General features: G+C 64.6%; 23 protein-coding genes and 1 pseudogene. 12 read left to right on the top strand and 12 right to left on the bottom strand.

Annotated elements, in window-relative coordinates; all coding sequences use genetic code 11:
- Positions 1–27 precede the first annotated feature (27 nt).
- From JQ580_RS21820 to murI, 3 genes are all read right to left on the bottom strand, one after another.
- Positions 28–411, bottom strand: coding sequence for a cupin domain-containing protein (locus JQ580_RS21820; protein WP_166468824.1), 384 nt, complete (start codon positions 409–411; stop codon positions 28–30).
- 63 nt (positions 412–474) lie between these two features.
- The gene (locus tag JQ580_RS21815; protein ID WP_212282270.1) at positions 475–1,248 is read right to left on the bottom strand and encodes an HpcH/HpaI aldolase family protein; all 774 of its coding nucleotides are present in this window, start codon (positions 1,246–1,248) and stop codon (positions 475–477) included.
- 61 nt (positions 1,249–1,309) lie between these two features.
- On the bottom strand, positions 1,310–2,098 hold the full coding sequence (gene murI / locus JQ580_RS21810; RefSeq protein WP_212282269.1) for a glutamate racemase: 789 nt from the start codon (positions 2,096–2,098) through the stop codon (positions 1,310–1,312).
- Between the two features lie 225 nt (positions 2,099–2,323).
- On the opposite strand from murI, the gene JQ580_RS21805 reads away from it, so the two are divergent.
- Positions 2,324–2,965, top strand: coding sequence for a glutathione S-transferase family protein (locus tag JQ580_RS21805; protein ID WP_212282268.1), 642 nt, complete (start codon positions 2,324–2,326; stop codon positions 2,963–2,965).
- A 10-nt stretch (positions 2,966–2,975) separates the two neighbouring features.
- On the opposite strand, the gene JQ580_RS21800 is transcribed toward JQ580_RS21805, so the two are convergent.
- Positions 2,976–3,782: a Crp/Fnr family transcriptional regulator gene (locus JQ580_RS21800; RefSeq protein ID WP_212282267.1), complete on the bottom strand. Its 807-nt coding sequence runs from the start codon at positions 3,780–3,782 to the stop codon at positions 2,976–2,978.
- A gap of 254 nt (positions 3,783–4,036) precedes the next feature.
- Positions 4,037–5,116, bottom strand: a complete 1,080-nt coding sequence (locus tag JQ580_RS21795) for a SecDF P1 head subdomain-containing protein (protein WP_212282266.1) — start codon at positions 5,114–5,116, stop codon at positions 4,037–4,039.
- Positions 5,117–5,363: 247 nt separating this feature from the next.
- On the opposite strand from JQ580_RS21795, the gene JQ580_RS21790 reads away from it, so the two are divergent.
- From JQ580_RS21790 to JQ580_RS21780, 3 genes and pseudogenes are all read left to right on the top strand, one after another.
- Positions 5,364–7,271: an acyl-CoA synthetase gene (locus JQ580_RS21790; protein ID WP_212282265.1), complete on the top strand. Its 1,908-nt coding sequence runs from the start codon at positions 5,364–5,366 to the stop codon at positions 7,269–7,271.
- 216 nt (positions 7,272–7,487) lie between these two features.
- Positions 7,488–9,284, top strand: coding sequence for a caspase family protein (locus JQ580_RS21785; protein WP_212282264.1), 1,797 nt, complete (start codon positions 7,488–7,490; stop codon positions 9,282–9,284).
- Between the two features lie 28 nt (positions 9,285–9,312).
- Positions 9,313–11,168 (top strand): annotated as a pseudogene (locus JQ580_RS21780) (caspase family protein).
- Positions 11,169–11,279: 111 nt separating this feature from the next.
- Here the strand turns inward: JQ580_RS21780 and JQ580_RS21775 are convergent.
- Entirely contained in the window at positions 11,280–12,452 is a 1,173-nt protein-coding gene (locus JQ580_RS21775; protein ID WP_212282263.1) for a M20 aminoacylase family protein, read from the bottom strand.
- A 152-nt stretch (positions 12,453–12,604) separates the two neighbouring features.
- Here JQ580_RS21775 and JQ580_RS21770 point away from each other — a divergent pair, with 152 nt between their 5' ends.
- A complete protein-coding gene (locus JQ580_RS21770; protein ID WP_212282262.1) occupies positions 12,605–13,096 on the top strand; it encodes a hypothetical protein in 492 nt (163 codons plus the stop codon).
- Between the two features lie 59 nt (positions 13,097–13,155).
- Here JQ580_RS21770 and purB read toward each other — a convergent pair whose 3' ends face one another.
- Positions 13,156–14,463 (bottom strand): adenylosuccinate lyase, encoded by a 1,308-nt coding sequence (gene purB / locus JQ580_RS21765; protein WP_212282261.1) that lies wholly within the window; start codon positions 14,461–14,463, stop codon positions 13,156–13,158.
- A 558-nt stretch (positions 14,464–15,021) separates the two neighbouring features.
- Here purB and JQ580_RS21760 point away from each other — a divergent pair.
- Positions 15,022–15,609 (top strand): TetR/AcrR family transcriptional regulator, encoded by a 588-nt coding sequence (locus tag JQ580_RS21760; RefSeq protein ID WP_212282260.1) that lies wholly within the window; start codon positions 15,022–15,024, stop codon positions 15,607–15,609.
- A 35-nt stretch (positions 15,610–15,644) separates the two neighbouring features.
- On the opposite strand, the gene JQ580_RS21755 is transcribed toward JQ580_RS21760, so the two are convergent.
- The 3 genes from JQ580_RS21755 to JQ580_RS21745 form a co-directional block, all read right to left on the bottom strand.
- A complete protein-coding gene (locus JQ580_RS21755) occupies positions 15,645–15,950 on the bottom strand; it encodes a hypothetical protein (protein ID WP_212282259.1) in 306 nt (101 codons plus the stop codon).
- 113 nt (positions 15,951–16,063) lie between these two features.
- The gene (locus tag JQ580_RS21750) at positions 16,064–16,714 is read right to left on the bottom strand and encodes a response regulator (RefSeq protein ID WP_212282258.1); all 651 of its coding nucleotides are present in this window, start codon (positions 16,712–16,714) and stop codon (positions 16,064–16,066) included.
- Between the two features lie 8 nt (positions 16,715–16,722).
- Entirely contained in the window at positions 16,723–18,093 is a 1,371-nt protein-coding gene (locus JQ580_RS21745) for a sensor histidine kinase (protein WP_212282257.1), read from the bottom strand.
- Positions 18,094–18,278: 185 nt separating this feature from the next.
- On the opposite strand from JQ580_RS21745, the gene JQ580_RS21740 reads away from it, so the two are divergent.
- The 5 genes from JQ580_RS21740 to JQ580_RS21720 all read left to right on the top strand — a co-directional run bounded on the left by JQ580_RS21740 (position 18,279) and on the right by JQ580_RS21720 (position 22,670).
- A complete protein-coding gene (locus JQ580_RS21740; protein ID WP_212282256.1) occupies positions 18,279–19,073 on the top strand; it encodes a MotA/TolQ/ExbB proton channel family protein in 795 nt (264 codons plus the stop codon).
- Positions 19,070–19,756 carry a hypothetical protein gene (locus JQ580_RS21735; protein ID WP_212282255.1) on the top strand — a complete coding sequence of 229 codons (687 nt, stop codon included), beginning with the start codon at positions 19,070–19,072 and terminating at the stop codon, positions 19,754–19,756. Before JQ580_RS21740 ends, JQ580_RS21735 begins: the two co-directional genes overlap by 4 nt.
- Positions 19,749–20,354 carry a hypothetical protein gene (locus JQ580_RS21730; protein ID WP_212282254.1) on the top strand — a complete coding sequence of 202 codons (606 nt, stop codon included), beginning with the start codon at positions 19,749–19,751 and terminating at the stop codon, positions 20,352–20,354. The genes JQ580_RS21735 and JQ580_RS21730 overlap by 8 nt, the downstream gene beginning before the upstream one ends.
- 129 nt (positions 20,355–20,483) lie before the next feature.
- Entirely contained in the window at positions 20,484–21,224 is a 741-nt protein-coding gene (locus tag JQ580_RS21725) for a metallophosphoesterase family protein (RefSeq protein WP_212282253.1), read from the top strand.
- A gap of 6 nt (positions 21,225–21,230) precedes the next feature.
- Positions 21,231–22,670, top strand: a complete 1,440-nt coding sequence (locus JQ580_RS21720; protein WP_212282252.1) for a serine/threonine protein kinase — start codon at positions 21,231–21,233, stop codon at positions 22,668–22,670.
- 23 nt (positions 22,671–22,693) lie between these two features.
- Here the strand turns inward: JQ580_RS21720 and JQ580_RS21715 are convergent, their stop codons facing one another.
- Positions 22,694–22,852, bottom strand: coding sequence for a hypothetical protein (locus tag JQ580_RS21715; RefSeq protein WP_245324506.1), 159 nt, complete (start codon positions 22,850–22,852; stop codon positions 22,694–22,696).
- 81 nt (positions 22,853–22,933) lie between these two features.
- On the opposite strand from JQ580_RS21715, the gene JQ580_RS21710 reads away from it, so the two are divergent.
- Positions 22,934–23,110: a hypothetical protein gene (locus JQ580_RS21710; RefSeq protein WP_212282251.1), complete on the top strand. Its 177-nt coding sequence runs from the start codon at positions 22,934–22,936 to the stop codon at positions 23,108–23,110.
- Here the strand turns inward: JQ580_RS21710 and JQ580_RS21705 are convergent.
- Positions 23,092–23,235 (bottom strand): hypothetical protein, encoded by a 144-nt coding sequence (locus JQ580_RS21705; protein WP_212282250.1) that lies wholly within the window; start codon positions 23,233–23,235, stop codon positions 23,092–23,094. The two genes, JQ580_RS21710 and JQ580_RS21705, sit on opposite strands and share 19 nt — an antisense overlap.
- Positions 23,236–23,391 lie beyond the last annotated feature (156 nt).

Genomic DNA, 23,391 nt, shown 5'->3' with positions numbered 1-23,391 from the left:
CGCCAGGGGTCTGGCGGTTCGACCGGTTCAGGGAGCCGGCGACGCCAACGGCTTGGTTTTGTCGACCACGTAAACTCCCAGCACTTTCATGGCTTTATCGCCATGGGCCTTGGCGTCGTGCACGACGCCTGCCGGGATCTGGTAGGAATCGCCGGCTTTCAGGGTTTTCTCAGGCTGACCGTCGATCAGGAGATTGAGCTCGCCCTCGAGCACGTAGCCGGTCTCGATTCCCGGATGGGTATGGCGTCCGGCCGAGCCTCCCGCCGGGACTTCCGCGATGGCTGTGATGGTGTTGTAACCGTCCGGAAATTCGACTTTCTGGAGCGGAGTGCGCTTGATTCCGGGCTGCTGCGCGAAAGCCGCGACGGCGAGGCCGGTGAAGGCAAGAGCGAGCAAGGTCTTTTTGAGCATTGTTTCCTCCCTGGTGCCGACCCTAGCAGGGCCGCAGTTCCCGGCAAGGTGGCATCGGCCCGCTCAGCGTCTGATGCCCTCGAATGCCGCCATGATGCCGCGCTGAAACAGCGACCAGTCGAAGCCGAGCGCGATCGCGCGGTAACCGCGATCGACCAGGGCGTTGGCCTGATCGGCGGTGCGGGCCACCCCGCCGATCGGCACGCCGCTTCTGAGGATGCCGGCCTCGGCGCGGGCGACCAGCTCCAGCAAGTCCGGATCGTCCATCTGGCCGCGCTTGTTGATGGACGTCGCGAGATCGCCGGGCCCGATCACCGCGACGTCGATGCCCGGCGTCGCCATGATCTCGTCGATGCGGTTGACGGCGTCGACATGCTCGATGGTGATCATGCAGATCATTTCGTCATCGGCGCTTGCCATGTAGTCCGGCATCGACTGGCCCCAGCGGAACGGGGCGTGGAACGGGCCCCAGAGCCGGTCGCCGCGGGGCGGGTAGCGCACGCTGCGCACCGCCTTCTCGGCATCGGCGCGGTTCGTGATCATCGGAAAGTTGATGCCGAAGGCACCGATGTCCATCGGCGCTTTCGCAAGCCACGGTTCGTTCGCCGCGATCCGCACCAAGGGCGTGCACGGCGTGCCTGTGGTCGCGGCGATCATCGCGTGCGCTTCAGTAAGGCCGATCGGTCCATGCTCGAGATCGACGATGATCCAGTCGAGTGAGCGCGCCATGATCTGCACCGTCTGCACGCTCGGGATGGTCGCGATCGCGCCGAAGGCGGGGCGGCCTTCGCGCCACAATTGGCGGAGGCGGTTGAGCGGCGGGGTCTGGACCGACATGGAAAGGCCTGCGGTGAGGTGGCGACGGCAAAACCTAGCAGCGCGGCGCCGAGGCGCAAAGTCAGGCCAGCGCGCGGCCGCCGAAGAACGGCGTCAGCCTGGCGCTGAGGCCATGGACGCGGTTCGAGGTGAAGATCATCTCGGCGCCGGACTGGCTGCCATCGGCCGGCGGTCCGAGCAGATCCGAGACGCGGCGGGCGATCGCCGGCGCCGGGTCGATCCAGTCGACCGGCCAGGGCGCCAGCCGTTTGAGCCGGTCGAGCAGCAGCGGGTAATGTGTGCAGGCGAGCACCACGGTATCGGTACGCGAGGTTGCGTCTTCGCCGACGAAGCAGGGGGCGAGTTCGGCCAGGATGTCGCCGTCGCTGACGGAAGCGCCGCTGAGCTCGGCTTCAGCCAGCGACGCGAGCTCGGGCGAGCCGACCAGCGTCACCTCGCACCCTTGCGCGAAATCGCGGATCAGGGCCTTGGTGTATTCGCGCTTCACCGTGCCCTTGGTGCCGAGCACGGAGACGCGCCGGGTCCTCGATTGCGCGCAGGCCGGCTTGATCGCCGGCACCGTGCCGACAAAGGGCACCGAGTAAGCGTCGCGCAAGTGGGACAGGACCAGAGTGGAGGCCGTGTTGCAGGCGATGACAACGATATCAGGGTCATGCGTGCCGATCAGTTCACCCATCAGCGGCACGACCCGGGCGATGATCTCGTCCTCGCTGTGATGGCCGTAAGGGAAGAATGCGTCGTCGGCGACGTAGACAAAATGAGCGTCCGGACGCGCGGCCACGACTTCGCGCAGCACCGTGAGCCCGCCAAGGCCGGAATCGAACACCAGGATCGTTGGAGAATTGGTCACGTCGTTACCCTAGCCCGTCATGGTTACCATTCGGTTTTTAGGGCGATTTTGCGGCGGGACCGCTGATGGGGCGGCTGTAAGTCCCCTCGGTGGACCTCGGCTCTGCAGCGCACCGTCGAAGAAGCGATGCGCTGCCGCCCGGGCACGAGACCCCAATCCAGCTCTGGCAATGGCGGGCCATATGCGTCATCACGAGGTGACCAATTTACCGCCGAAGGAGGCAACATGCTTACCGTCCATCATCTCGGCAAGTCTCAGTCCGAGCGCATTGTCTGGTTGTGCGAGGAACTGGAGCTTCGCTACGAGCTGAAGCGCTACGCACGCGATCCCATCACCATGCTGGCGCCGCCTGAGTACAAGGCGCTGCACCCGAGCGGGGCGGCACCCGTCGTGACCGACGGCGATCTCGTGCTCGCGGAGTCCGGCGCCATCGTCGACTACATCATTGCAAAATACGGCAACGGCCGCCTGGTGCTGGGCCCCAATGATCCCGGCTTCCCGCAGTTCCTGTACTGGCTCCGCTTCGCCAACGGCACGTTGCAACCCGGCATGGGGCGGATGATGATTCTGAATCGGCTGGAGCTTGCAAAGGACAACCCGACCCTGCTTGCCATGAAGGGACGGCTCGATCGCTCCTACGATATGCTCGATGCGCGCCTTCGCGATGCCGAATATCTGGCGGGCGAGGCCTTCACCACCGCCGACATCATGATGGGCTTTTCGCTGACGACGATGCGCTACTTCCAGCCCTATGATCTCGCGCGCTGCCCGAACGTGGTCAAATATCTTGGCCGTGTCAGTGCCCGCCCGGCCTACCGGCGCGCGATGGAGAAGGGCGATCCCGGCATGGCGCTGCTGCTGGACTAAGCGACAGCGATCACGCGATCCTGTTCGTCGTGGCCGCCCGCTCCGTCGCCAGCTGCTTCTGCAGGCGATCGATGTTCTGCAGCAGGCGCTGGCTGGTCAATACCAGGAAATAGTAGCCGAACTGCGGATCCTGGAAGTAAATCTCGAGCAGCCGGTCATAGGTGATGGTCAGGACCTGGCCGCCTTCGATGCATTCGATCGTCCCGGTGCGCCGATTGTCCGGCGTCAGGAAGCCGAGCTCTCCCATCAGCGCGCCGGGCCCGATCTCGACATTGATCTCCTTGACCAGGAACTTGCCGGTGACCGTGAGCAACATCTCCTTGGCGGGATCGCCGAGCTTGAAGAGCGTGTCGCCGCGCCGATATTTGCGTTCGGTCATGAACGGCTTGAGCCATTCGATCGACATGTCTCCTTCGGCCGCATGGCGCGCCTTCTTGACCAGCTTGAGCATCTGCCGCAGGCGCAGGGCGTTGATCGGAAGCAGCAACAGATAGAGCAGGAACGTCGCGACGTTGGCGGAGAGCGCGCCGAAAACGGCGAAGAACCCGCAGCCGATCATGTTTGCGACGCGCAGGGGCACCATCGTCCGCATCAGGAGGGTGGCGACGAAGAAGCCGGCGCCGACCGCGGCGAACAGATTGGCGAGCGTGATGTTTTGGACAAAGATCTCCAGCATCCGATTGAAGATCGCGTCGTAGGTGACGTTGTTCGGATCGAGGCCCATCTGGACCAGGATCTTCGCGATCCTGAGATTGTCGGTCGCCGCATCGAGAATGCGGTCGAGAATCGAGGAAATGTCTGCGCTGCCGGTCGGCATGGTACTAACCCCGCGTAAGGCCTTCAGTCCTGGTCGGTATGCTCGACAGGTATAGCCGAAAACGAATGACGGCCGCCTGAAATGAAGCCTTTGGCCGTCACGCCGCAAGAGGCAAATTTTAGCCTGATTGTGCGTTTCGGCAATTGTCGGTTGGTCGTGCCTCGGCTGAAACGCCGCCGTGATTCGCAGGCGGGCGTCAGCGTCGCGGAGGGGGCGAGTGCCCTTGGGGCGGGGCGCCTCGGACGATCTTCGCGCTACGGCTTGGCGGCGGGTTGGACGACCTGTTGCTCGACGAGGCCAAGACGTCCAGGCAGCGAGCCGGCGCGCAGCAGCATCGCGACGCTGTTGGCCTCTTCCAGGGTGAAGTTGCCGGAAATCTGGCCGGAGCCGCCGGTGATGGGCTCACGGATCACGGGAGCGGAGATCACCTTGTCGTCGAGCGCGATGGCGAAGGGCATTCCAACGTTCTCGGCGGTGATGTGAGCGAAGCGTCGCGTACCGCGACCGTTGAAGCGAAACGAGGCGATCGGCTCCTTGGTGTCGCCTGTGTATCCCGGTCCCGCGTAGCTGATGTCGTCACCGTCTAGCGCGCTGGCCTTGACGAGATAGGGGCGCTTGTCCTTGAAGCCGAACATGACTTCCGTGCCCGCCGGAGGCGTGCTGGATTGCGCCTGCTCCGCCGACATCGTGGCGTCGATCAGGCGGAAGCTGACCTTGACCTGCTTGGCAAAGATCGCGGTGATGCGGTCGGGCTCCATCACGCCTGGCAGGAAGATGCGGATGCGGTCCGTCCCCTCAGGCTGGACGCTGGCCAGTGTGACGCCGGCGTCCTTGAGGCGCTGCTCGATCATGGCGATGGAGTCCTCGACGAGATCGCGCAGACGTGCTGCGGATCCGGCATCGGTTGGCGCGAGCCTGATCAGCCCGTCTCCGGCGTCGGTCACGGCGAGCGCGTGCGTCGGCAATCCCTCCGCGGCTGATTCGAGCTTGCGCGCGAGCAGTTCGCGGCCCTTGGCGTCCGCGATCTTGACGTCGACGCCGCCATCGCGGATCGCAAGGCCGGCGAAGGCGATCTTGCCTTCGCGCAGGGCCTTGTACACCTCGTCGCGCAGATCGGTGGTGATCGTCTCCCGCAAGGCGTCGCTGTCCACCTTGTAGATGATGTGCGATCCGCCCAGCTTCTCCATCTTGTCGGTGATGAATGCCGCGATCCTGGCGCGCATCTTGTCGAGCCCGCTGTCTGCAGCGAGGGCCGCGCGGGGCAGGGCGATGGCCGACGCGATAGCGAACGTGGCGATCAGCCGTGTGATGCGGTTCCGCATGGGCGTCGTCATGATGACCTCAAGTCTTGCGGCAGGGCGCTGGCGAGCGAATCCAGTGCCAGTTCTTGGTCCCCGGGTCGGCGGCCGAGGTTCAAGCGCCGGGCACGTCGCGTTCGATCGTGGGAGTTCGCCAGCCATGGACGAACACCAAATCATCCATCATTCTGTCCGCGCCCGGTCGGCCATCGGTCGGGCCTCGCCGAGCCAAAATGTCAAAAGACAGGGGCGGGGACATGTATCTGAGGGAGGACGGAATTCCATGGCGGGCATCCACGCGCTCGATCGGCTTATCGGCAACGACTATCCGGATCTTTTGACAGACGAGGAGGTCCGTGCGCTCGAGCAAGTCCCCTATGCAGACCGCATCGCCGCCGAGAGCACGTTTGACGCGATCAAGCTCGGCGCAGCGCGCAATCCCGAAGGGGCGGCGATCCAGTTTCTGCAAAACGCCGATCCCGCCGACACGCCGCTGGTGGTCACTTACCGCGATTTCATTGCACGCGTCACGCAGGCCGCCAACATGTTTCACGCGCTCGGCGCGGAGAAGGGCGACGTCATCAGCTTCATGTTGCCGCTGGTGCCGGATGCCTTCGTGACGCTGTTCGGCGCGGAGGCCGCCGGCATCGCCAATCCCGTCAATCCGCTGTTGGAGCCGCACCAGATCGCGGAGATCCTGGAAGCTGCAAACACCAAGATCCTGGTGGCTCTCGGGCCGATGCCGGGCACCGACATCTGGCAGAAGGTCGAGCAGATCCGCCCGCAATTGAAGCACCTCAAGGCGATCGTGCAAGTGTTCGGCGGCGGGGATCCCGCGAATGGCGTCTTCGCCTTCAACGACCTGGTCAAGCAGCAGCCGTCGGACCGGCTTGTCAGCGGGCGCAAGATTTCGGGCGGGGACATCGCGGCCTATTTCCACACCGGCGGCACCACCGGCACGCCGAAACTGGTGCGGCACACGCATAGCAACCAAGTCTATCAGGCCTGGGGTCTTAATCTCTTGCTGAAGGCGAAGCCCGGCGCCAATTTGCTGTTCGGCATGCCGCTGTTTCACGTCGGAGGTTCGCTGACACAGGTGCTGACGACGCTATCGAGCGGCGGCTCGCTGGTGGTGCTGTCGCCCGGCGGCTGGCGCAATCCGAATGCAGTGAAGAACATCTGGCGCCTGGTCGAACGCTTCAAGCCCGAGGCGCTGTCGAGCGTGCCGACGGTGCTCGCCGCGACGCTCGCGGTGCCGCCTGATCAAGCCGATATCTCAAGTCTGAAATACGCCGCTGGCGGCGGCTCGGCGATCCCCGTAGCGGTGGGCTCCGCCATCCAGGACAAGCTGAAGCTGCCAGTGGTCGAGGTCTACGGCATGACCGAGACGTCGAGCGTGCACACGCTGGCCTATCCGTCGCGGCCGATCCGGCTCGGCTCGGTTGGCCTTCCCATGCCCTATGCGCGCGTGCGCATCGTGCAGCTCGATGCCGATGGTCGCCTGATCCGAGACTGCAAGCCTGACGAGATCGGCGTGGTCATCATGGCTGGGCCCGGCGTGTTCGGCGGTTATCTCAACGACGAGCACAACAAGGGTGCCTTCGTCGACGACGTCTGGGTCAATTCCGGCGATCTCGGCCGGCTCGATGCCGACGGCTATCTCTGGATCACCGGTCGCGCCAAGGATCTCGTGATCCGTGGCGGCCACAACATCGATCCCGCCCCGATCGAGGAGATCATGTTCCGGCATCCCGCGGTTGGCTTCGCCGCCGTCGTCGGCCAGCCCGACGCCTATGCCGGCGAACTGCCCGTTGGTTACGTGCAATTGAAGCCGGGCGCGAAAGTCGAGCCGGGCGAGTTGGAGACGTGGGTGCGCGAGCGTACCCCGGAGCGCGCCGCGGTGCCTGTGCAAGTCATTCCGATCGATCCGATGCCGGTGACCGGCGTCGGCAAGGTGTTCAAGCCGCGACTGCGCTGGGATGCGGCCGAGCGGGTATTTGCCCAGGTGCTCACGCCGTTGGTCGCGCGCGGCATCGACTGTAAGGTCAAGGTCGGCGCTCACGGCAGCCATGGCTCGATTGCGACCGTGACGCTTGCCGGCCTGCCGGCGGACCAGCGCGAGGCGGTTGCGGGCGAGGTCCACTCACTGCTGGCGCCGTTCGTGATGCGGCACGAGGTGGTGCAGGTCTAGCGAGCCCAAACGGAACAGGCTTCGGCGTCGCCCAACTCGACAGGGAGGGGGCGACGCTTCGCCGCATTATCCATATCGCAGCTGGAAAGGTCCTATGTGACTGACCTCACAGAGGAAGAATTGGTAATCGGCGACGCTACCGAATAGTCTCATGGAATTGCATCCGGGGGGACGCAAGTGATTCCGTTTCGGCTATTTGCATTGTTGATGTTGGCGATGGGACTTGCCTGCGGTCCGGCGCAAGCCGACCGCCGGGTGGCGCTCGTCATCGGCAATTCAGCCTACAAAAGCGCTCCCAGGCTGGGTAACCCCGCGAACGATGCCACGCTGGTCGGCGGCATGTTCAAGAAGGCCGGCTTCGATTCCGTCGACGTCCGGCTGGACCTCAGCGCCAGCGAGATGCGGCGCATGCTGCGCGAGTTCGCCGGCAGGACGCGCGATGCGGACATGGCCGTGATCTACTACGCCGGCCACGGCATCGAGCTCGACGGGACCAACTATCTCATTCCGACCGACGCCACGCTGGAGACGGATGGCGACGTGCTCGACGAGACCATCCCGGTCGAACGTGCGCTGTTCGCGGTCGAGCCGGCCAAGCAGCTGCGCTTGATCATTCTCGACGCCTGCCGGGACAACCCGTTCTCCAAGACGATGAAGCGCACGCTGGCCTCGCGCGCCATCGGTCGGGGATTGGCCAAGGTCGAGCCGACCAGCCCGAACACGATGATCGCCTTTGCGGCCAAGGCAGGATCGACGGCGTCCGATGGCGATTCCCGGAACAGCCCGTTCGCCACCGCGCTGGTCGAGCATCTGCCCAAGCCCGGCCTCGATCTGCGCAAGGCCTTCGGCTTCGTGCGCGACGACGTGCTCAAGGCTACCGGCTACAAGCAGGAGCCCTATGTCTACGGCTCGCTCGGCGGCGACGACGTTCCCCTCGTAGTGAGGCCGGCGGCAACCGGTCCCCAGGCCAACCCACAGGAAGCCATCCGCAGGGACTACGAGCTCGCGCTCCAGCTTGCGACGCGCGATGGCTGGGAGGCATTCCTGGCGCAATACCCCGATGGTTTCTACGCCAACCTCGCCAAGGGCCAGCTGAACAAGATCGGCGCCGAAGAGACGCGCGCTTCGGCCGAACAAAAGGCCAAGGCGGCCGAGCTGGAGAAGACGAGGCTGATCGCCGAGCGGGCCCAGAAGGCGGAGCAGGAGAAGGCGGCAGCGGCTGCCAAGGCAGCGGAAGAGGCCCGGATCGCCGCCGAGAAGCAGAAGCAGATCGAGCAGGCCAAGGCCGAAGCGGCCGAACGGCAGCGCAAGGCGGCCGAGGCGGCGGCGGCGAAAGCGCTGGCCGAGAAGCAGGCGGCGGAGAAGGCCAAGGCCGAGCTCGCTGCCAAGCAGGCGGCCGAGAAGGCGGAGCAGGGCGCAAAGCCAGCGGCCGATCGGCAGATGCCCGAAGCCGAGAACCAGAAAGTCGCTGCGCTCTCGCCCGCGCCGGCCTCTACCTTATCGGCGGCCGACCTGACAAAATCCGTGCAAAGCGAGTTACGCCGCGTCGGTTGCCTGTCCGCCGCTGCGGACGGTGATTGGAATGCGACGTCGCAGCGTTCGCTGACGCTGTTCAACAAATATGCCGGAACCCAGTTCGACATGAAGCTCGCCAGCGTCGATGCGCTCGACGCACTGAAGGCGAAGCCCGGACGGGTCTGCCCGCTGGTGTGCAATTTCGGCTTCAAGGCCGACGGCGATCAATGCGTGAAGATCACCTGCCGTGCCGGCTACCGCGTCGGCGATGACAACGAGTGCGAGAAGATCCAGGAGAAGAAGCCGGTCGCGCGTGAGGAGTCCATAAAGCGAGACCAAGGCCGAAGGGATGCGGAATCTGCCACGCCGAAGTCACAAGCCTCCGGGCAGATAATCTGCAATAGCGCTGGATGCAGGCCCGTCGCAAAGGGTTGTCGTCTCGGGCTAGTTCCTAATGCAAACGCCAGTGTCAAGATCACAGGCGAGGTGTGCAATTGATGGCCAGACATCGCGTTCGGGGCCACCGATGATTGCGCTACGGCTCATTACCTTCTGCGCCTTGGCGATATGGTTCGGCAGCGCCCCCGCGCAGGCCGAGAAGCGCGTCGCGCTCGTGATCGGCAATTCCGCTTACAAAAGCGTGCCGAAGCTGGCCAATCCGGCGAGCGACGCCGGCTTGATCGGCGGGATGTTGAGGAAAGCCGGCTTCGATACGGTCGATGTCAGGCAGGACCTGAACGCGTCTGACATGCGAAAGGCGTTGCGCGAATTCGGCGGACGGGCCCGAGATGCCGATGTCGCGGTGATCTACTATGCGGGGCACGGCATGGAGGTGGATGGCACCAACTACCTGATCCCGACCGATGCCGCGCTCGAGACCGACACCGACGTCTATGACGAGGCGTTGCCGATCGATCGCGTGCTGGTGAGCATAGAGCCTGCCAAGCAGCTTCGCCTCATCATTCTCGATGCATGCCGTGACAATCCATTTGCCAAGACGATGAAGCGCACCGTGGCTTCGCGCGCGATCGGGCGGGGACTTGCCAAGGTCGAGCCCACCAGCCCGAACACGATGATCGCGTTCGCGGCCAAGGCGGGGTCGACGGCGTCGGATGGCGACGCCCGGAATAGCCCGTTTGCGGTCGCTCTTGCCGAGCATCTCCCAAAGCCTGGGCTCGATCTGCGCAAGGCATTCGGCTTCGTACGCGATGATGTGTTGAGGAGCACCGCGAACAAGCAGGAACCCTTTGTGTATGGTTCGCTGGGCGGTGATGACGTGCCGCTGGTTCCTGCCAGGCCGGTCGCAGCGGGTCCGCAGGCGAATCCGCAGTCTGAGCTCAGGCGCGACTACGAACTTGCGCTTCAACTCGGCACGCGCGACGGCTGGGAGGCGTTCCTCGCGCAATATCCCGATGGCTTTTATGCCAACCTCGCCAAGGGCCAGTTGAACAAGATAGCGGCCGAAGAAACGCGCGCGACCGCCGAACAGAAGGCGAGGACGGCAGAGCTGGAAAAAGCGAGGCTCATTGCGGAGCGCGCCCAGAAGGCCGAGCAGGACAAGGCGGCAGTGGCGGCCCGGGCTGCCGAGGAAGCCCGGGTCGCGGCGGAGAAACAGAAGCAGATCGAGCAAGCGAGGGCCGAAGCCGCCGAACGGCAGCGCAAGGCGGCCGAGGCGGCGGCTGAGAAAGCGCTGGCCGAGAAGCAGGTAGCGGAAAAGGCCAAGGCCGAACTTGCCGCAAGGCAAGCTGCGGAAAAGGCGGAGCAGGACGCAAAGCTCCCTACCGATCGGCAAGTGTCCGAGGCCGAGCAAAAGGTTGCGGCCCTTTCGCCCGCGCCGGCATCCACATTGTCGACGGTTGATCTGACAAAATCGGTGCATAGCGAATTGCGCCGCGTCGGCTGCTTGTCTGCTCCCGCCGATGGCGACTGGACGCCAATTCGCAGCGTTCGCTGACGCTGTTCAACAAATATGCCGGAACCCAGTTCAACGTGAAGCTCGCCAGCGTCGATGCGCTCGACGCACTGAAGGCGAAGCCCGGACGGGTCTGCCCGCTGGTGTGCAATTTCGGCTTCAAGGCCGACGGCGATCAATGTGCGAAGATCACCTGCCGCGCCGGTTATCGCGTCGGTGACGACAACGAGTGCGAGAAGATTCCGGAGAAGAAGCCGGTTGCGACACCGGATGATTCCAGGAAGCGTGATGTTGAGCGCAGGAAAACTGAGGCGGCACCCTCGAAGCCGCAGGCATCCGGGCAGATGGTTTGTAACAATGCGGGCTGCCGCCCAGTCCGAGCAGGCTGCCACATCCAGGGTTTCTCACCGGCGCTGCAGGCAAAGGGTATTAACGGCACTGCCGGCGCCAACGTAGAAGTGTGTAATTGACGCGCTCGCCAATTGCTGCGCGCGAACGTCGTGCAAAGCGCCCGTATTCCGCAGACAATTAGAACTTACTGCCGCCGGCGTCGCGTGGATCCGCATCGCGGTGCCACGCGACTACCCCGCCGGCATCCGCGTCTCGACCAGACGCGCCCAGAACGAGGCGCCGTGCCCGAGAATGTTGTCGTTGAAGACGTAGGCCGGGTGATGGCACTCGTTGCCGTCGCCCATGCCGACCAGCACCATCGCGCCGGGACGCGCTTCCAGCATGAAGGAGAAATCCTCGGCGCCCATCATCGGGATGAACTTGTCGTTGACGCGCTCGGCGCCGACGATGTCGCGGGCGACGTCGGCGGCAAGCCCGGCTTCGCGCGCATGGTTCATCGTCACCGGATACATCCGCGTGTACTTCGTCTCGGCAGAGCCGCCATAGGCGCGGGCAACGCTCTCGGCAACCTCGCCGATGCGGCGCTCGACGAGATCGCGCACTTCGGGATCGAGTGTGCGCACGGTGCCGCCGAGTTCGGCGACTTCAGGGATGATGTTGAAGGCCGTGCCGGAGTGGAATTGGGTGATCGAGATGACCGCCGACTTCAGCGGATCGACGTTGCGCGCCACGATTGACTGCAGCGCATTCACGATCTGCGAGCCGATCAGCACGCTGTCGACGGATTTGTGCGGGCCCGCGCCGGCGTGGCCGCCCTTGCCGTGGACCGTGATCTGGATGTTGTCGGAGGAGGCAAGCATCGCGCCGGGCGTGGTTGCGAAGTGTCCTTCCGGCAGGCCGGGCATGTTGTGCATGCCGTAGACCTCCTGGATGTTCCAGCGCGTCATCAGCCCGTCCTCGACCATGGCCTTGCCACCACCGCCGCCTTCCTCGGCGGGCTGGAAGATCATGATTGCCGTGCCGTCGAAATTGCGCGTCTCGGCGAGATATTTGGCAGCACCCAGCAGCATGGCGGTGTGGCCGTCATGGCCGCAGGCGTGCATCTTGCCGGGGACTTTCGAGGCGTAAGACACCCCTGAGGTCTCCATGATTGGAAGCGCGTCCATGTCGGCGCGGAGCCCAATGGTCTTGCCGGACGCCGATTTGCGGCCGCGGATCACGCCGACGACGCCGGTCTTGCCGATGCCCGTCACCACCTCGTCGCAACCGAACTCGCGCAGCTTCTCGGCGACGATGCCGGCAGTGCGGTGGACTTCGTAGAGCAATTCCGGGTTCTCGTGGAAGTCATGGCGCCAGGCGGCCATTTCGTCGGAGAGGGCGGCAACACGGTTGACGATGGGCATGGGAAGGGTCCGTTTCTTCTGTGTTCGCAGGGGCGACAACGGCAAGCGTACTCCGCAGCATCGCACTCCGCAAACGGTCGACGGGCTTTCGTCGTGACGTTAGGCGACTATAAGATGAGGCAGCAACAGGCCGGGGACAGGGGCAAGCCAAGATGTTTGGACGCGATAGACTCGTGCTGGCGGCCTGCCTCGCGATTATGACCAGCCCGGCTTTCGCCTGCGATATCGGATCTGCGGCGTCGGCGATCGCATCGATCGGTCAGGGGATCCAGGCAGGCCGGATCAAGCGGGTCGATCTGCTGAAGATCTCCGATCGTCTTCTCGCCAGCATTCCGATCTCGCCGGAGCATTTTGCGAGCTACACAAGCGAACGCAAGTCGCTGGTTTTGAGCGAGAGCGACGCGACCGAACTTGCGGCAGCCGTCAAGGTGCTGGCGCCGGCCCAATTGTCTTATCAGCCCGATCTGCGCTGGCAGCTCATTTTCGTCGATGAGGCCGGAACCAAGCCGCACACGATCTTCTTCAGCAAGCGCTACGTGCAGGGGCGCGGCCGCGCGGGCTATGTCGACGGCAATATGTGCGGTTTCACCGCCGCCACCATCGGCAGCCCCGCGCTCGTGAAATGGCTGCAGAAGCGACTCTAGACCCCATCGCACGGGCCCCGGCCGCCACGTGCGTGGCTACCGGGCGACGCAATGAGCGCTTAGCTCTCCCCGAACACGCGCTTGAAGATCGTGTCGACGTGCTTGAGGTGATAGCCGAGGTCGAACAGCTCATCGAGCTCGGCATCGCCCAGATATTTTTTCACCTCGGCGTCCTTCTTCAGGAGCTGAAGGAAATCGCCTTCGCCGCGCCAAACCGGCATCGCGTTGCGCTGCACGAGCTTGTAGGAATCCTCGCGGCTCGCGCCCTTCTGGGTCAGGGCCAGCAGCACGCGCTGCGAATGCACGAGGCCGCCGAGGCGGTCGAGGTTCTTCTGCATGTTGGCGGGGTAGACCAGCAGCTTGTCGATCAGGCTGGCGAGGCGTACCAGCGCGAAGTCGAGCGTGACGGTGGCATCCGGGCCCATCATGCGCTCGGCCGAGGAGTGCGAGATATCGCGCTCGTGCCAGAGGACGACGTTCTCAAGCGCCGGCGTCACGTAAGCGCGCACCATGCGGGAGAGACCGGTGAGATTCTCCGACAGCACCGGGTTGCGCTTGTGCGGCATGGCGGAGGAGCCTTTTTGTCCCTCGGAGAAGAATTCTTCGGCCTCCAACACCTCGGTGCGCTGCATGTGGCGGATCTCGACCGCGATGCGCTCGACCGAGGAGGCGATCACGCCAAGGGTCGAGAAATACATCGCGTGGCGGTCACGCGGAATCACCTGCGTCGAGATCGGCTCGGGGACGAGACCCATGGCTTTGGCCACGTGCTCTTCGACGCGCGGATCGATCTGGGCGAAGGTGCCGACGGCGCCAGAGATTGCGCAGGTGGCGACCTCCTTGCGCGCCGCGATCAGGCGTTCCTTGGCGCGCGAGAACTCGGCATAGGCGTAAGCGAGCTTGAGGCCGAAGGTCACGGGCTCGGCGTGGATGCCGTGGCTGCGGCCGATGGTCGGCGTCATCTTGTGCTCGAAGGCGCGCTTCTTGAGTGCGGCCAGCACCTTGTCGAGGTCGGCGAGCAGGAGGTCGGCGGCGCGGGTCAGCTGGACGTTGAGGCAGGTGTCGAGCACGTCGGAGGATGTCATGCCCTGGTGCACGAAGCGCGCCTCGGGGCCAACGATCTCGGCGAGGTGGGTGAGGAAGGCGATGACGTCGTGCTTGGTCTCGCGCTCGATCTCGTCGATGCGGGCGACGTCGAAGGTGGCGTTCCTGGCCTTGGCCCAGACCGTCTTGGCGGCCTCCTTGGGGATGGTCCCGAGCTCGGCCAGCGCGTCGGCCGCATGCGCCTCGATCTCGAACCAGATCTTGAACCGGGTCTGCGGCTCCCAGATCGAGGCCATTTCCGGGCGGGTATAGCGGGGGATCATCTGACGGCTCCAGGAAGGTGGGCGGGCGGTCCAAAGGGGCGGCGCCGGCCAAAATGCTTTTTACGCCGTGATTTAACAGAGCGGGCAGGGCGAAACAAACGGTCTGGGCCACAGGAGTGGAGTATCGCCGAGCCTATCCACCGGACCGGCTAGCCGGACGAGGCTCTGGCCGCAAAAATTAGCTATCAATCACGGATCATTGACTGACAGATATTGAAATCTGTCAGCGGGACGTGTATATCCGTTCCCGACGCTTCACTTGGCGTCCCGCGACAAGCCCCGGAAAGCCCGACATCCGAAGCAAGCTCGGATCGGAGGGCGGATTGAAGAACGGGGATCCGCGGACGAATGGAGACTTACGACGATGACGACCGAAATCCTCAATCTGACCGGTGTGATTGGGCAATGGCTCAACATGCTGGTGGCGCGCCAAATCGCGGCGCAGGCTGCAAAACTGCCTCATTAAGGCATAGGCTTTCCGAAACGACCGGCTAGGGCGCTTCGGAAGCGGCCCTACTGCCGGAGTAACTGAGCCCTCAACGGGAACATGGTGCTGGCATGAATGAAGCCGTTGTCTTGACGCCGGAGCGGATCCTCGAAGTCACCGAGGATGTGCTGAGGCGCTTTGGACTTGCCAAGGCCACCGTGGTCGACGTCGCCCGTGCACTCGATGTGAGCCACGGCAGCGTCTATCGCCATTTTCCGAGCAAGGCCTCGCTGCGCGAGGCCGTCGCCAAACGCTGGCTGGACCGCATCGATGCGCCGTTGCGCCAGATCGCCGAGGAGCAGGGCCCGGCGCCGGCAAGACTGGATCGCTGGCTGCGCACGCTGTTCGCCGCCAAGCGATCGCGCGTGCTCGACGACCCCGAAATGTTCGATACGTATCTGACGCTGGCCCGCGAAGCCTGCGCGGCCGTCAAATGCCACAAGGACACGATGATCGACCAGATCTCGGCGATCCTGACTGATGGAGTGGCGCAGGGTGTGTTCGCCCCGGGCGACGTCAAGACGACGGCTCGCGCGATCTTCGATGCGACCGTCCGTTTCCACCATCCGGCTCATGCCGACGAGTGGAAGGACGCCGATCTTCCTGCGCGCGTCGATGCGACGCTCGCGCTATTGCTGCGCGGTCTGAAGGCGGCCTGAGGCCGCAACACCCGGTTCAAGCCGGAAGCCGCCGATTAACCTCTTGCCTTGTGAAGAAGAGCGCCGTCGCCAAGCGGGGGCGCTGAAGCCGGACGTCTGCGCGCGTGGAAGGCGGCATCCGCCGACGGCACGACCGGCGGACTGTTCGGATAGGCATTGACCGCGATTTCGACGGCCTCCTTCGACCGCTTGCGAAGGCGGTGGAAGGTCAGCTCCTGGTCGAGCATCGGACAGCAAAAGTGGACGACGGCCGTGTCCGGCAAGCGGCAAAGCTCGTCGATGAGCTCGCCCACGGTGATGATCGGGTGATGGTCGGCTGCCTTGTGATGACCCTTACTCATGACCTCGTGACTCCTTCCCGCCGGTAACAACCGGAGCCGGATGGGGTCCGTTCCAATATCGTTCGGAAGATTGAGAAGCTTCAAGGGACCAGGGCAGTGCGGCAGCTTTGCTGCTAGATCCGCGCCAGCCCGCACGTCGCCGCGAGCCGCACGAGCTGCGCGTCCGTGCGCGCACCGGTCTTGGTCTTGATCAGATAGTGGTAGTTCTGCACTGTCTTCACACTGAGATTGAGATGCGTCGCGATCTGCTCGGTGGTGGCGCCGCCGGCGAACTGGCGCAGGATCTCGATCTCGCGTTCGCCCAACTGATCCAGCACTGACCCCGCCGACAGGCTGTCCTCGGCGAGGATGTGTGCGATATCGTCGCTCATGGCACGCTCGCCGCGCGCGACCGCACGGATCGCTGCGACGACGGCGGACGGTTCGCTGCTTTTGGTGACGAAGCCGCTGGCGCCGGCGCTGAAGGCCGACTTCACCAACACGGCCTCATTGTGCATGGTGAAGACGAGGATCCGAGCCCGCGGGCTGCGCGCGCGGATGTTGCGGATCGCCTCCAGCCCGCTCGCGCCCGGCATCGAGATGTCGAGCAAGACGACATCGGGATCATGCGCCTTGAACGCGCCGTAGGCGTCCGCGGCGTTGTCGGCTTCCGCCACGACATGCAGATCGCCCTGGCTTTCGAGCACGCGCCGATAGCCCTGCCGGACGATCGGGTGGTCGTCCACCAGCAGCACGGAGATGCCTGTTGCCGCGACCTCGCTCACCTGCGGCCTCACGCGGCGAGCGGGATGGTGGCGGCAACGCTGAGGCCGCCGCGCGCAGGCAGGATCGAGAGCGATCCGCCGGCCGCCGTGATGCGCTCGCGAATGCCGGTCAGGCCGAAGCCGGCCGATTGCGCGACGCGCTCAGCATCGCCGCCGCCGTCGTCCTCGACCCGGATCAGCAGCGCGTCGTCCTCGCCGGCCTGGCGTTCGATGCGCAAGGAGATCTCTCGCGCCGCCCCGTGACGCAGCGCGTTGGTCAGGCATTCCTGCGCCACGCGATAGGCTGTGGTGGCGGCCGGACCGCTGATGTCGGTGAGGTCGCCCCGGAGATCGAGCTGGATCGTCGGCCGTGCCGTGCTCTGCGAGCGCCAACTGTCGACGAGATTGACGAGGCTTGCCTCGAGCCCGAGCTCATCAGGCAGGGGATTTCGCAGGCGCTTCAGCGCATCGCGCAGCGAGGCCATCAGATGATGGGTGGCTTGCGAGATCATGCGCGCATCCTGTGCGATGCCGTTGTCGGCTTTTCCCTTCGTGCTCGCCGTCTCGATCGTATTGGCAAAGGCGAGGATCGCCGAGAGATTCTGCCCGAATTCGTCGTGCAGCTCGCGGGCAAGGGCGCGGCGCTCGTCGTCGCGGATTTCGATGAGCCGCCGCGTCAGCGCAGCGCGCTGCTCGGTGGCTTCCTCCAGCCGGCCGCCGAGCTCGTCGACGGCGCTGCCGATCATGGCCAGTTCCATCGAACGGAAGCGTGGCAGCTTGGTGCGATACTGCCCGCGCGCCATGCGCTGCAGGGCGGTCACGATCGTGCGTGCCGGGGCCAGCGCATGGGCGATCGCCAGCGAAGCCAGCAGCGCGATCGCGGCCGCCATCAACAGCGCGACGTCGATCACGTTGAGGATGTACTCCCAGGCGAGCGAGATGGCGGCCGCGGCATCCGGTGTCGCGACCACCGTTCCGGCCGAGGCGGCGCGGGGACTGACGGGCCGTATGACTTCAGCATGGTTGCCGAGGAAGCTCGGCACGATCGATGCAAACCAGCGTGGCGGGGTTTTGCCCAGCCCCTCGCTCTGGCCGCAGAGCGGCTTTTCAAATGCGATGGCCGGCTGGAACTCGACGCAGACGCCGGGCGAGATCAACTTCATCGTCTCCAGTGTGCGCCATTCTGGAACCGGCAAAAGCTGCTCGCGCGTTCTGCTGCTGCGCAACAAGAACTCATGCCAGTACAAGGCCTGAAGCGCCTGCGCGACCCGCTGCGCGGAGGCCGCAGTCGAGCGGTCGACGCTGCGATAGGCGTCGAAAGTGGCCCATATGGTTGCCGCGCCGAGGCACAGCGCCACGATAAGCAGGAGACGGGCGACAAGCTGAAGCACGAGGCGCATGCGATCACCCTCGACGTTTGATAAGGTCAGCCTAACAACGCCGCCGCGCCTTGCCAATTGCGGGGTAGGGCCAGATTGCAGCTCGGGCAAATTTCCCAAGCCGGATTGGGCATGGGTCTTTGGACCTGATGGGGCGGTTTTGATCTAATCGAGTGGGAAACGTGACTGGCCAGGAGCAGTGCAGCATGAGTTCGATCACGATTGGACCGATCGCGTCTGCGACGACCGACCCGTCAGAGCGCAGCGCGCTCCTGTTCTGGATGATCTTCACGGGGCTCTCGATCTTCGCCGCCGTGCTGTTGTGGCGGTTCGGCCTGATCCACCTGATGCTGACCTCGGACCGCACCTACATTTCCAGCGTCATCGCGGTGCTCTATGTCCTGACTTGCGGCCACTGCTTTCTGCGCACGCGCGCGATCGCGCGTGAAGGCGCAGCAGCGCGGCGCTGCCGTGAGGCGCTCGCGGCGCCCGATGGCGGCAAGGTGCTCGATGCGAACGCGGCGGTGCTGCCGCGCGGACTGGTGCGCGACCACATCCAGAGCCTGGTCACGAAAGCGGCCGCGCAGGACTTTCGCCCGGTGGACCAGACGCTGCTGCTGCGGACGCTTGCGGACCGGCTGCGCGGCTCCAATGGGTTCGGGGCGTTCGTCTCGGATACGCTGATGAAGCTCGGCCTGCTCGGCACCATCGTCGGCTTCATCATCATGCTGGCGCCTATCGCGGGGCTGGATGCTGCCGACAAGGTGGCGATGCGCTCTTCGATGGGGCTGATGAGCGACGGCATGGCGGTTGCGATGTACACGACGCTCGCCGGCCTCGTCGGCTCGATCCTGGTCCGCATTCAGTACTACATGCTGGACGCCGCGACCCAGCGGGTGTTCTCGGATGCGGTCGTACTGACCGAAACCTATGTAACGCCGGTGCTGGAGCGCAAGGGTTCGGACAAGAGCTCAGACAAGGGCTCCGGAACGCCGCCATGATGGATGATTTCGGTCTCTATCCGCGCGAGGAGCCGTTCGATCCGCTGGGCGTGATGCTGTTCAAGGCGCTCCAGGTGATCGCGTTCCTGTTTTTCCTCGCGCTGCTCGCGGTCTCCCCGGATGCCAAGGAGGGCAAGATCGACTCCAAGGCGGAGTTCATGATCACACTGGACTGGCCGGATAGCCATCCCGACGATCTCGACCTGTTCGTGCAGGATCCCGCCGGCAACATCGCCTGGTATCGCCATCGCGAGGCCGGCTTCCTGACCCTCGATCGTGACGACCGTGGCGGGGCCAACGACTTCATCATGGTCGCCGGCAAGAAGATTGCCTCGCCGATCCGTGAGGAGATCGTCACGGTGCGCGGCATCGTCCCAGGCGAATACACGGTGAACGTCTCGCATTTCGTCGCCACGACCGGCGAACCCGTCACGGCCAATGTGAAGGTGCAGAAGCTCAATCCGACGGCGCAGGTGGTCTTCGACAACAAGTTCACGCTCGACCACACCGGCGACGAAAAGACAGCGGTGCGGTTCCGGCTCGATGCCGAGGGCAAGGTCATCGACGTGAGCCAGCGGCCGAAATCGCTGCTGGAGACCTTCCGCAACGTGAGAGCCAACGGCGCCGGTGTCGATCCCAACACCGGGGTCAGGATGCCCGCAGTGAGGACGATCCGTGAGTAATTTGCAAACGGTCATCCTCACGCTGTCGCTCGCCTACGCCGTGATCGGCGCGCTGCTGCTGGTCGTGCTGGTCTACGCGCGCCTGCACTGGTCGTGGAAGGCGATCGCGGTGGTCGTGACCAGCGCCTTCTACGTCGTCAGCTTCAGCGAAATGCGCGGGCTGCTCGGCTGGGCCAGCTCCGACCGGCTGCCGGCGACTTTCAAGCTGCTGAAGGCTCGCATCGTCGAGCCGCATTCGCTTCGGGGCGATCCCGGCTCGATCTACCTGTGGGTCGAGCAACTGGACGAGGACAATCGCCCGAGCGGTATCCCACGTGCGTTCCGCGTGCCCTATAACGATGCCCTTGCCGACAAGACCCATGCCGCAGAGAACGAGATCGCTCTGGGCCATCCTCAAGGTGGCCGCGCCGCGGATTTCGGCGGCGGCGATGGCAGCCTCATCGACATGGTCCGGGAATATGTGACGCCCAAGACGATCATGGAAACGACCGGCGGTGATTCCTCGACTGGCGAATTCATCGCGCCGCCAGCCGGCGCGCAAGGCGTGAGCTTTACGCCGCTGCCGCCGCCCCGAATGCCGCCAAAGGACGAGCAATAGGCTCGTCAGCATCGGCAGGATCATCCCCGAAAGGCTGCGCTGGTAAACGGCGCGCCTCTGGCGCATGGTTTTGACTTCCCTCAATTTGGCCTTACCGGCCTTCAATAAGAATTGGAGGGTGGAGGGTGCGTGCTGCTAGCTGTCTTCTCGGATATCCACGGCAACAGGCAGGCCTTTGAGGCCTGTCTCAAGGTCGCCCGTGCCAGGGGCGCGGAGCGCTTTGTCCTGCTTGGCGATTTCGTCGGCTATGGCGCCGATCCGGAATGGGTGGTGGATACTGCGAAGGAGCTCGTTGCCCAGGGGGCGATCGCCGTCCGCGGCAATCATGACCAGGCCGTCAATTCCCCGACGGAGACCATGAACGCCGAGGCGCAGATTGCAATCGAATGGACCCGCGGCCGGCTTGATACCGCGCAGCGGCGGTTCCTGACCGAACTGCCGATGCTGGTGGAGGATAGTGACCGTCTCTTCGTGCATTCGGAAGCTTCCAGCCCGCAACGCTGGCACTATATCCGCTCTACGGCGGACGCCGCCAAGAGCCTGATTGCGACGCCCGCCCATGTCACGTTCTGCGGCCATGTCCATCGTCCCGCGCTCTATTCGATGTCGGTGACAGCGAAGATGACGAGCTTCGTGCCCAAGACCGACGTTCCGGTGCAGCTTCTGCGCGGCCGGCAATGGCTCGCGGTGCTCGGATCGGTCGGCCAGCCCCGCGACGGCGATCCGTCGGCGGCCTTCGTATTGTTCGACACCGAATCGTGCCAGATCACCTACTGCCGCGCGCCCTACGACATCGGCACCGCGGCGGACAGGATTCGCGACAACGGCCTGCCGCACTGGCTCGCCGATCGGCTCTCGCAGGGGCGTTAGAGGTCGATGCCGAAGCCCCTGGTCAAATCCGGTGCGGTGATCGATGGTTACACCATCGGGGAATGCGTTCATGCCGGCGGCATGGCGACGCTGTGGACGGTCACCCATCCCGGCATCGACGTGCCCCTGCTGATGAAAATCCCGCGGGTGTCTGAGGGCGAGGACCCCGCCGCGATCGTCTCCTTCGAGATGGAGATGATGATCCTGCCGCGGCTGGCGGGTCCGCACGTCCCGGCCTGCTTCGGCACGGGCGATTTCGCGCATCAGGCCTATGTCGTGATCGAGCGCATCGGCGGCACAACGCTCTACAAGCGGCTGCCCGACTTGCCGCTGCCGTACGACGAAGCGCGGCAGCTCGTCGCCAGGATCGCAACCGCGCTCGCTGATCTGCACCGCCAGAACGTGATCCATCACGACATCAAGCCCAGCAGCATCATGTTCCGCGAGAGCGGCGAGGCCGTGCTGATCGACTACGGCCTGTCGCATCACAACCACCTGCCGGATCTCCTGCAGGAGGAATTCCGCCTGCCTTACGGCACCGCGCCCTACATGGCACCCGAGCGGTTGTCAGGTGTTCGCGACGATCCGCGCAGCGACCTGTTTTCGCTCGGCGTGCTGCTCTATTTCTTCACCACCGGCGAGCGGCCGTTCGGCGAGGGCGAGACGTTGCGTGCGATGCGGCGCCGGCTGTGGCGCGATCCGCATCCGCCGCGAAGCTTGCGCGCGGACTATCCGCCATGGCTCCAGGAAGTGGTATTGCGGTGCCTCGAGATCGAGCCGGTGCGGCGCTATCCGACGGCGTCCCAGCTCGCTTTCGATCTCACCCATCCGGATCAGATCAGGCTCACGACGCGCTCGGAACGGATGAAGCGCGACCCCCTCAGCATCGCCTGGCGGCGCCGCTTCAACCAAGGTGTCATGGCGCCACGCGCGAAATCGGATGTTGCTGCCCAGATCGCATCGAGCCCGATCCTCGCCGTCGCGCTTGATACGACGGAAGGCGCACCCGAGCTGAACGAGGCGTTGCGCGTCACCACCGAGCGCATCCTCGCTACCTTGCCGTCCGCGCGGCTTGCCTGCCTCAACGTGCTGAAGCTCAACCGCATCGCGATTGACCGGACGCTGGACGAGCAGGGCTCCAACAAGCATATCGACCGGCTGGTGGCGCTCCGGCATTGGGCCACGCCGCTGAAGCTGGACGAGAGCCGGCTGTCGGCTCATGTGCTGGAGGCGGTCGATCCCGCCGCGGCGATCCTGGAATTCGCCGAGGTCAACCACGTCGACCACGTCATCATCGGGGCGCGGCAGGGTTCGTTCAGGCGCACGCTGCTCGGCAGCGTTTCGGCCAAGGTGGCCGCGGAAGCGTCCTGCACCGTCACCGTGGTGCGGCCGCCGCGAATGGCGGGGGAAGCCGGCGAGCCCGATGCCGGCGAAGCGCCGCGTTAGGCACCTGCCGACTTGAGGCTCGATCAGGCCGCGTGGGCGGTGTGGGCGACGCGCTTGCGGCGAATCGGCCACGAGAATTGCGGGCCGGGCTCGCCGTGATCTGCGCTGCCGCCAAAATACTGGATGATCTCGCGGCAGGGCTCGCAATTGAACAGGTTACGCGAGGCGGATGCCTTGGTCATTTCTTTCAGGCAGTTCGGGCAGTGCGGCTTCATGGGGTGTCCGGAAAGGAAGTCTCAGTGTCGGCGTTGCGAGGGAAAACAATGATCGAGGTCCGTCGTGTCGAGCCCCGCATCGTCGTCGAGCTGGTGATCGGTGCGCTCGAAGCGGCCGAAGAAGAAATCGAGGCTCGGATGCGGGCGGCGCGGGATTCGGCATCTGCGCTTCGGCTGGCGCTTCACGAGGGCGATTTGCATGACGCTCAACCCTGCCGACGATGAAGGTGAATGATGCGGGCTGAATCCGCGACCTTCGCCGGCTGCGCCACGTAGCAGCTGCGAACTGCAATTGCCGCGTTGAACCCGAGCCACAATGCCACGCCAGTCCAAATCAGCGTCGTCGTCATGATGTCCTCCCGTCAAAAGCAGGCAGGAATCACTAGCGGTGATTTGCGCGAATCAGTGAAGTCCGGACGAGTACGGATGAAGGTTGCAAATTTTAGGCATTGCGCGTTGCAACACCCGTAAAAGCCGCTGGAAAATCCGCTCGTTCGCGTGCGCGC

Origin of the sequence: Bradyrhizobium sp. SZCCT0148 (assembly GCF_018129985.1) — a bacterium.
Lineage (GTDB): Bacteria > Pseudomonadota > Alphaproteobacteria > Rhizobiales > Xanthobacteraceae > Bradyrhizobium > Bradyrhizobium japonicum_H.
The sequence above is the reverse complement of the archived record's forward strand: the minus strand, read 5'-3'. Positions and strand labels throughout refer to the sequence as shown.

Bases quoted from the DNA above. Each gene is read 5' to 3' on its own strand.
- JQ580_RS21775 (WP_212282263.1), bottom strand. From the start codon at position 12,452: ATGCCCATCGTCAACCGTGTTGCCGCCCTCTCCGACGAAATGGCCGCC.
- JQ580_RS21770 (WP_212282262.1), top strand. From the start codon at position 12,605: ATGTTTGGACGCGATAGACTCGTGCTGGCGGCCTGCCTCGCGATTATG.
- JQ580_RS21720 (WP_212282252.1), top strand. From the start codon at position 21,231: ATGCCGAAGCCCCTGGTCAAATCCGGTGCGGTGATCGATGGTTACACC.
- JQ580_RS21740 (WP_212282256.1), top strand. From the start codon at position 18,279: ATGAGTTCGATCACGATTGGACCGATCGCGTCTGCGACGACCGACCCG.
- JQ580_RS21715 (WP_245324506.1), bottom strand. From the start codon at position 22,852: ATGACCAAGGCATCCGCCTCGCGTAACCTGTTCAATTGCGAGCCCTGC.
- JQ580_RS21795 (WP_212282266.1), bottom strand. From the start codon at position 5,116: ATGACGACGCCCATGCGGAACCGCATCACACGGCTGATCGCCACGTTC.
- JQ580_RS21755 (WP_212282259.1), bottom strand. From the start codon at position 15,950: ATGAGTAAGGGTCATCACAAGGCAGCCGACCATCACCCGATCATCACC.
- JQ580_RS21820 (WP_166468824.1), bottom strand. From the start codon at position 411: ATGCTCAAAAAGACCTTGCTCGCTCTTGCCTTCACCGGCCTCGCCGTC.
- JQ580_RS21800 (WP_212282267.1), bottom strand. From the start codon at position 3,782: ATGCCGACCGGCAGCGCAGACATTTCCTCGATTCTCGACCGCATTCTC.
- JQ580_RS21815 (WP_212282270.1), bottom strand. From the start codon at position 1,248: ATGTCGGTCCAGACCCCGCCGCTCAACCGCCTCCGCCAATTGTGGCGC.
- JQ580_RS21805 (WP_212282268.1), top strand. From the start codon at position 2,324: ATGCTTACCGTCCATCATCTCGGCAAGTCTCAGTCCGAGCGCATTGTC.
- JQ580_RS21745 (WP_212282257.1), bottom strand. From the start codon at position 18,093: ATGCGCCTCGTGCTTCAGCTTGTCGCCCGTCTCCTGCTTATCGTGGCG.
- JQ580_RS21785 (WP_212282264.1), top strand. From the start codon at position 7,488: ATGGGACTTGCCTGCGGTCCGGCGCAAGCCGACCGCCGGGTGGCGCTC.
- JQ580_RS21760 (WP_212282260.1), top strand. From the start codon at position 15,022: ATGAATGAAGCCGTTGTCTTGACGCCGGAGCGGATCCTCGAAGTCACC.
- purB (WP_212282261.1), bottom strand. From the start codon at position 14,463: ATGATCCCCCGCTATACCCGCCCGGAAATGGCCTCGATCTGGGAGCCG.
- JQ580_RS21790 (WP_212282265.1), top strand. From the start codon at position 5,364: ATGGCGGGCATCCACGCGCTCGATCGGCTTATCGGCAACGACTATCCG.
- JQ580_RS21710 (WP_212282251.1), top strand. From the start codon at position 22,934: ATGATCGAGGTCCGTCGTGTCGAGCCCCGCATCGTCGTCGAGCTGGTG.
- JQ580_RS21705 (WP_212282250.1), bottom strand. From the start codon at position 23,235: ATGACGACGACGCTGATTTGGACTGGCGTGGCATTGTGGCTCGGGTTC.
- JQ580_RS21735 (WP_212282255.1), top strand. From the start codon at position 19,070: ATGATGGATGATTTCGGTCTCTATCCGCGCGAGGAGCCGTTCGATCCG.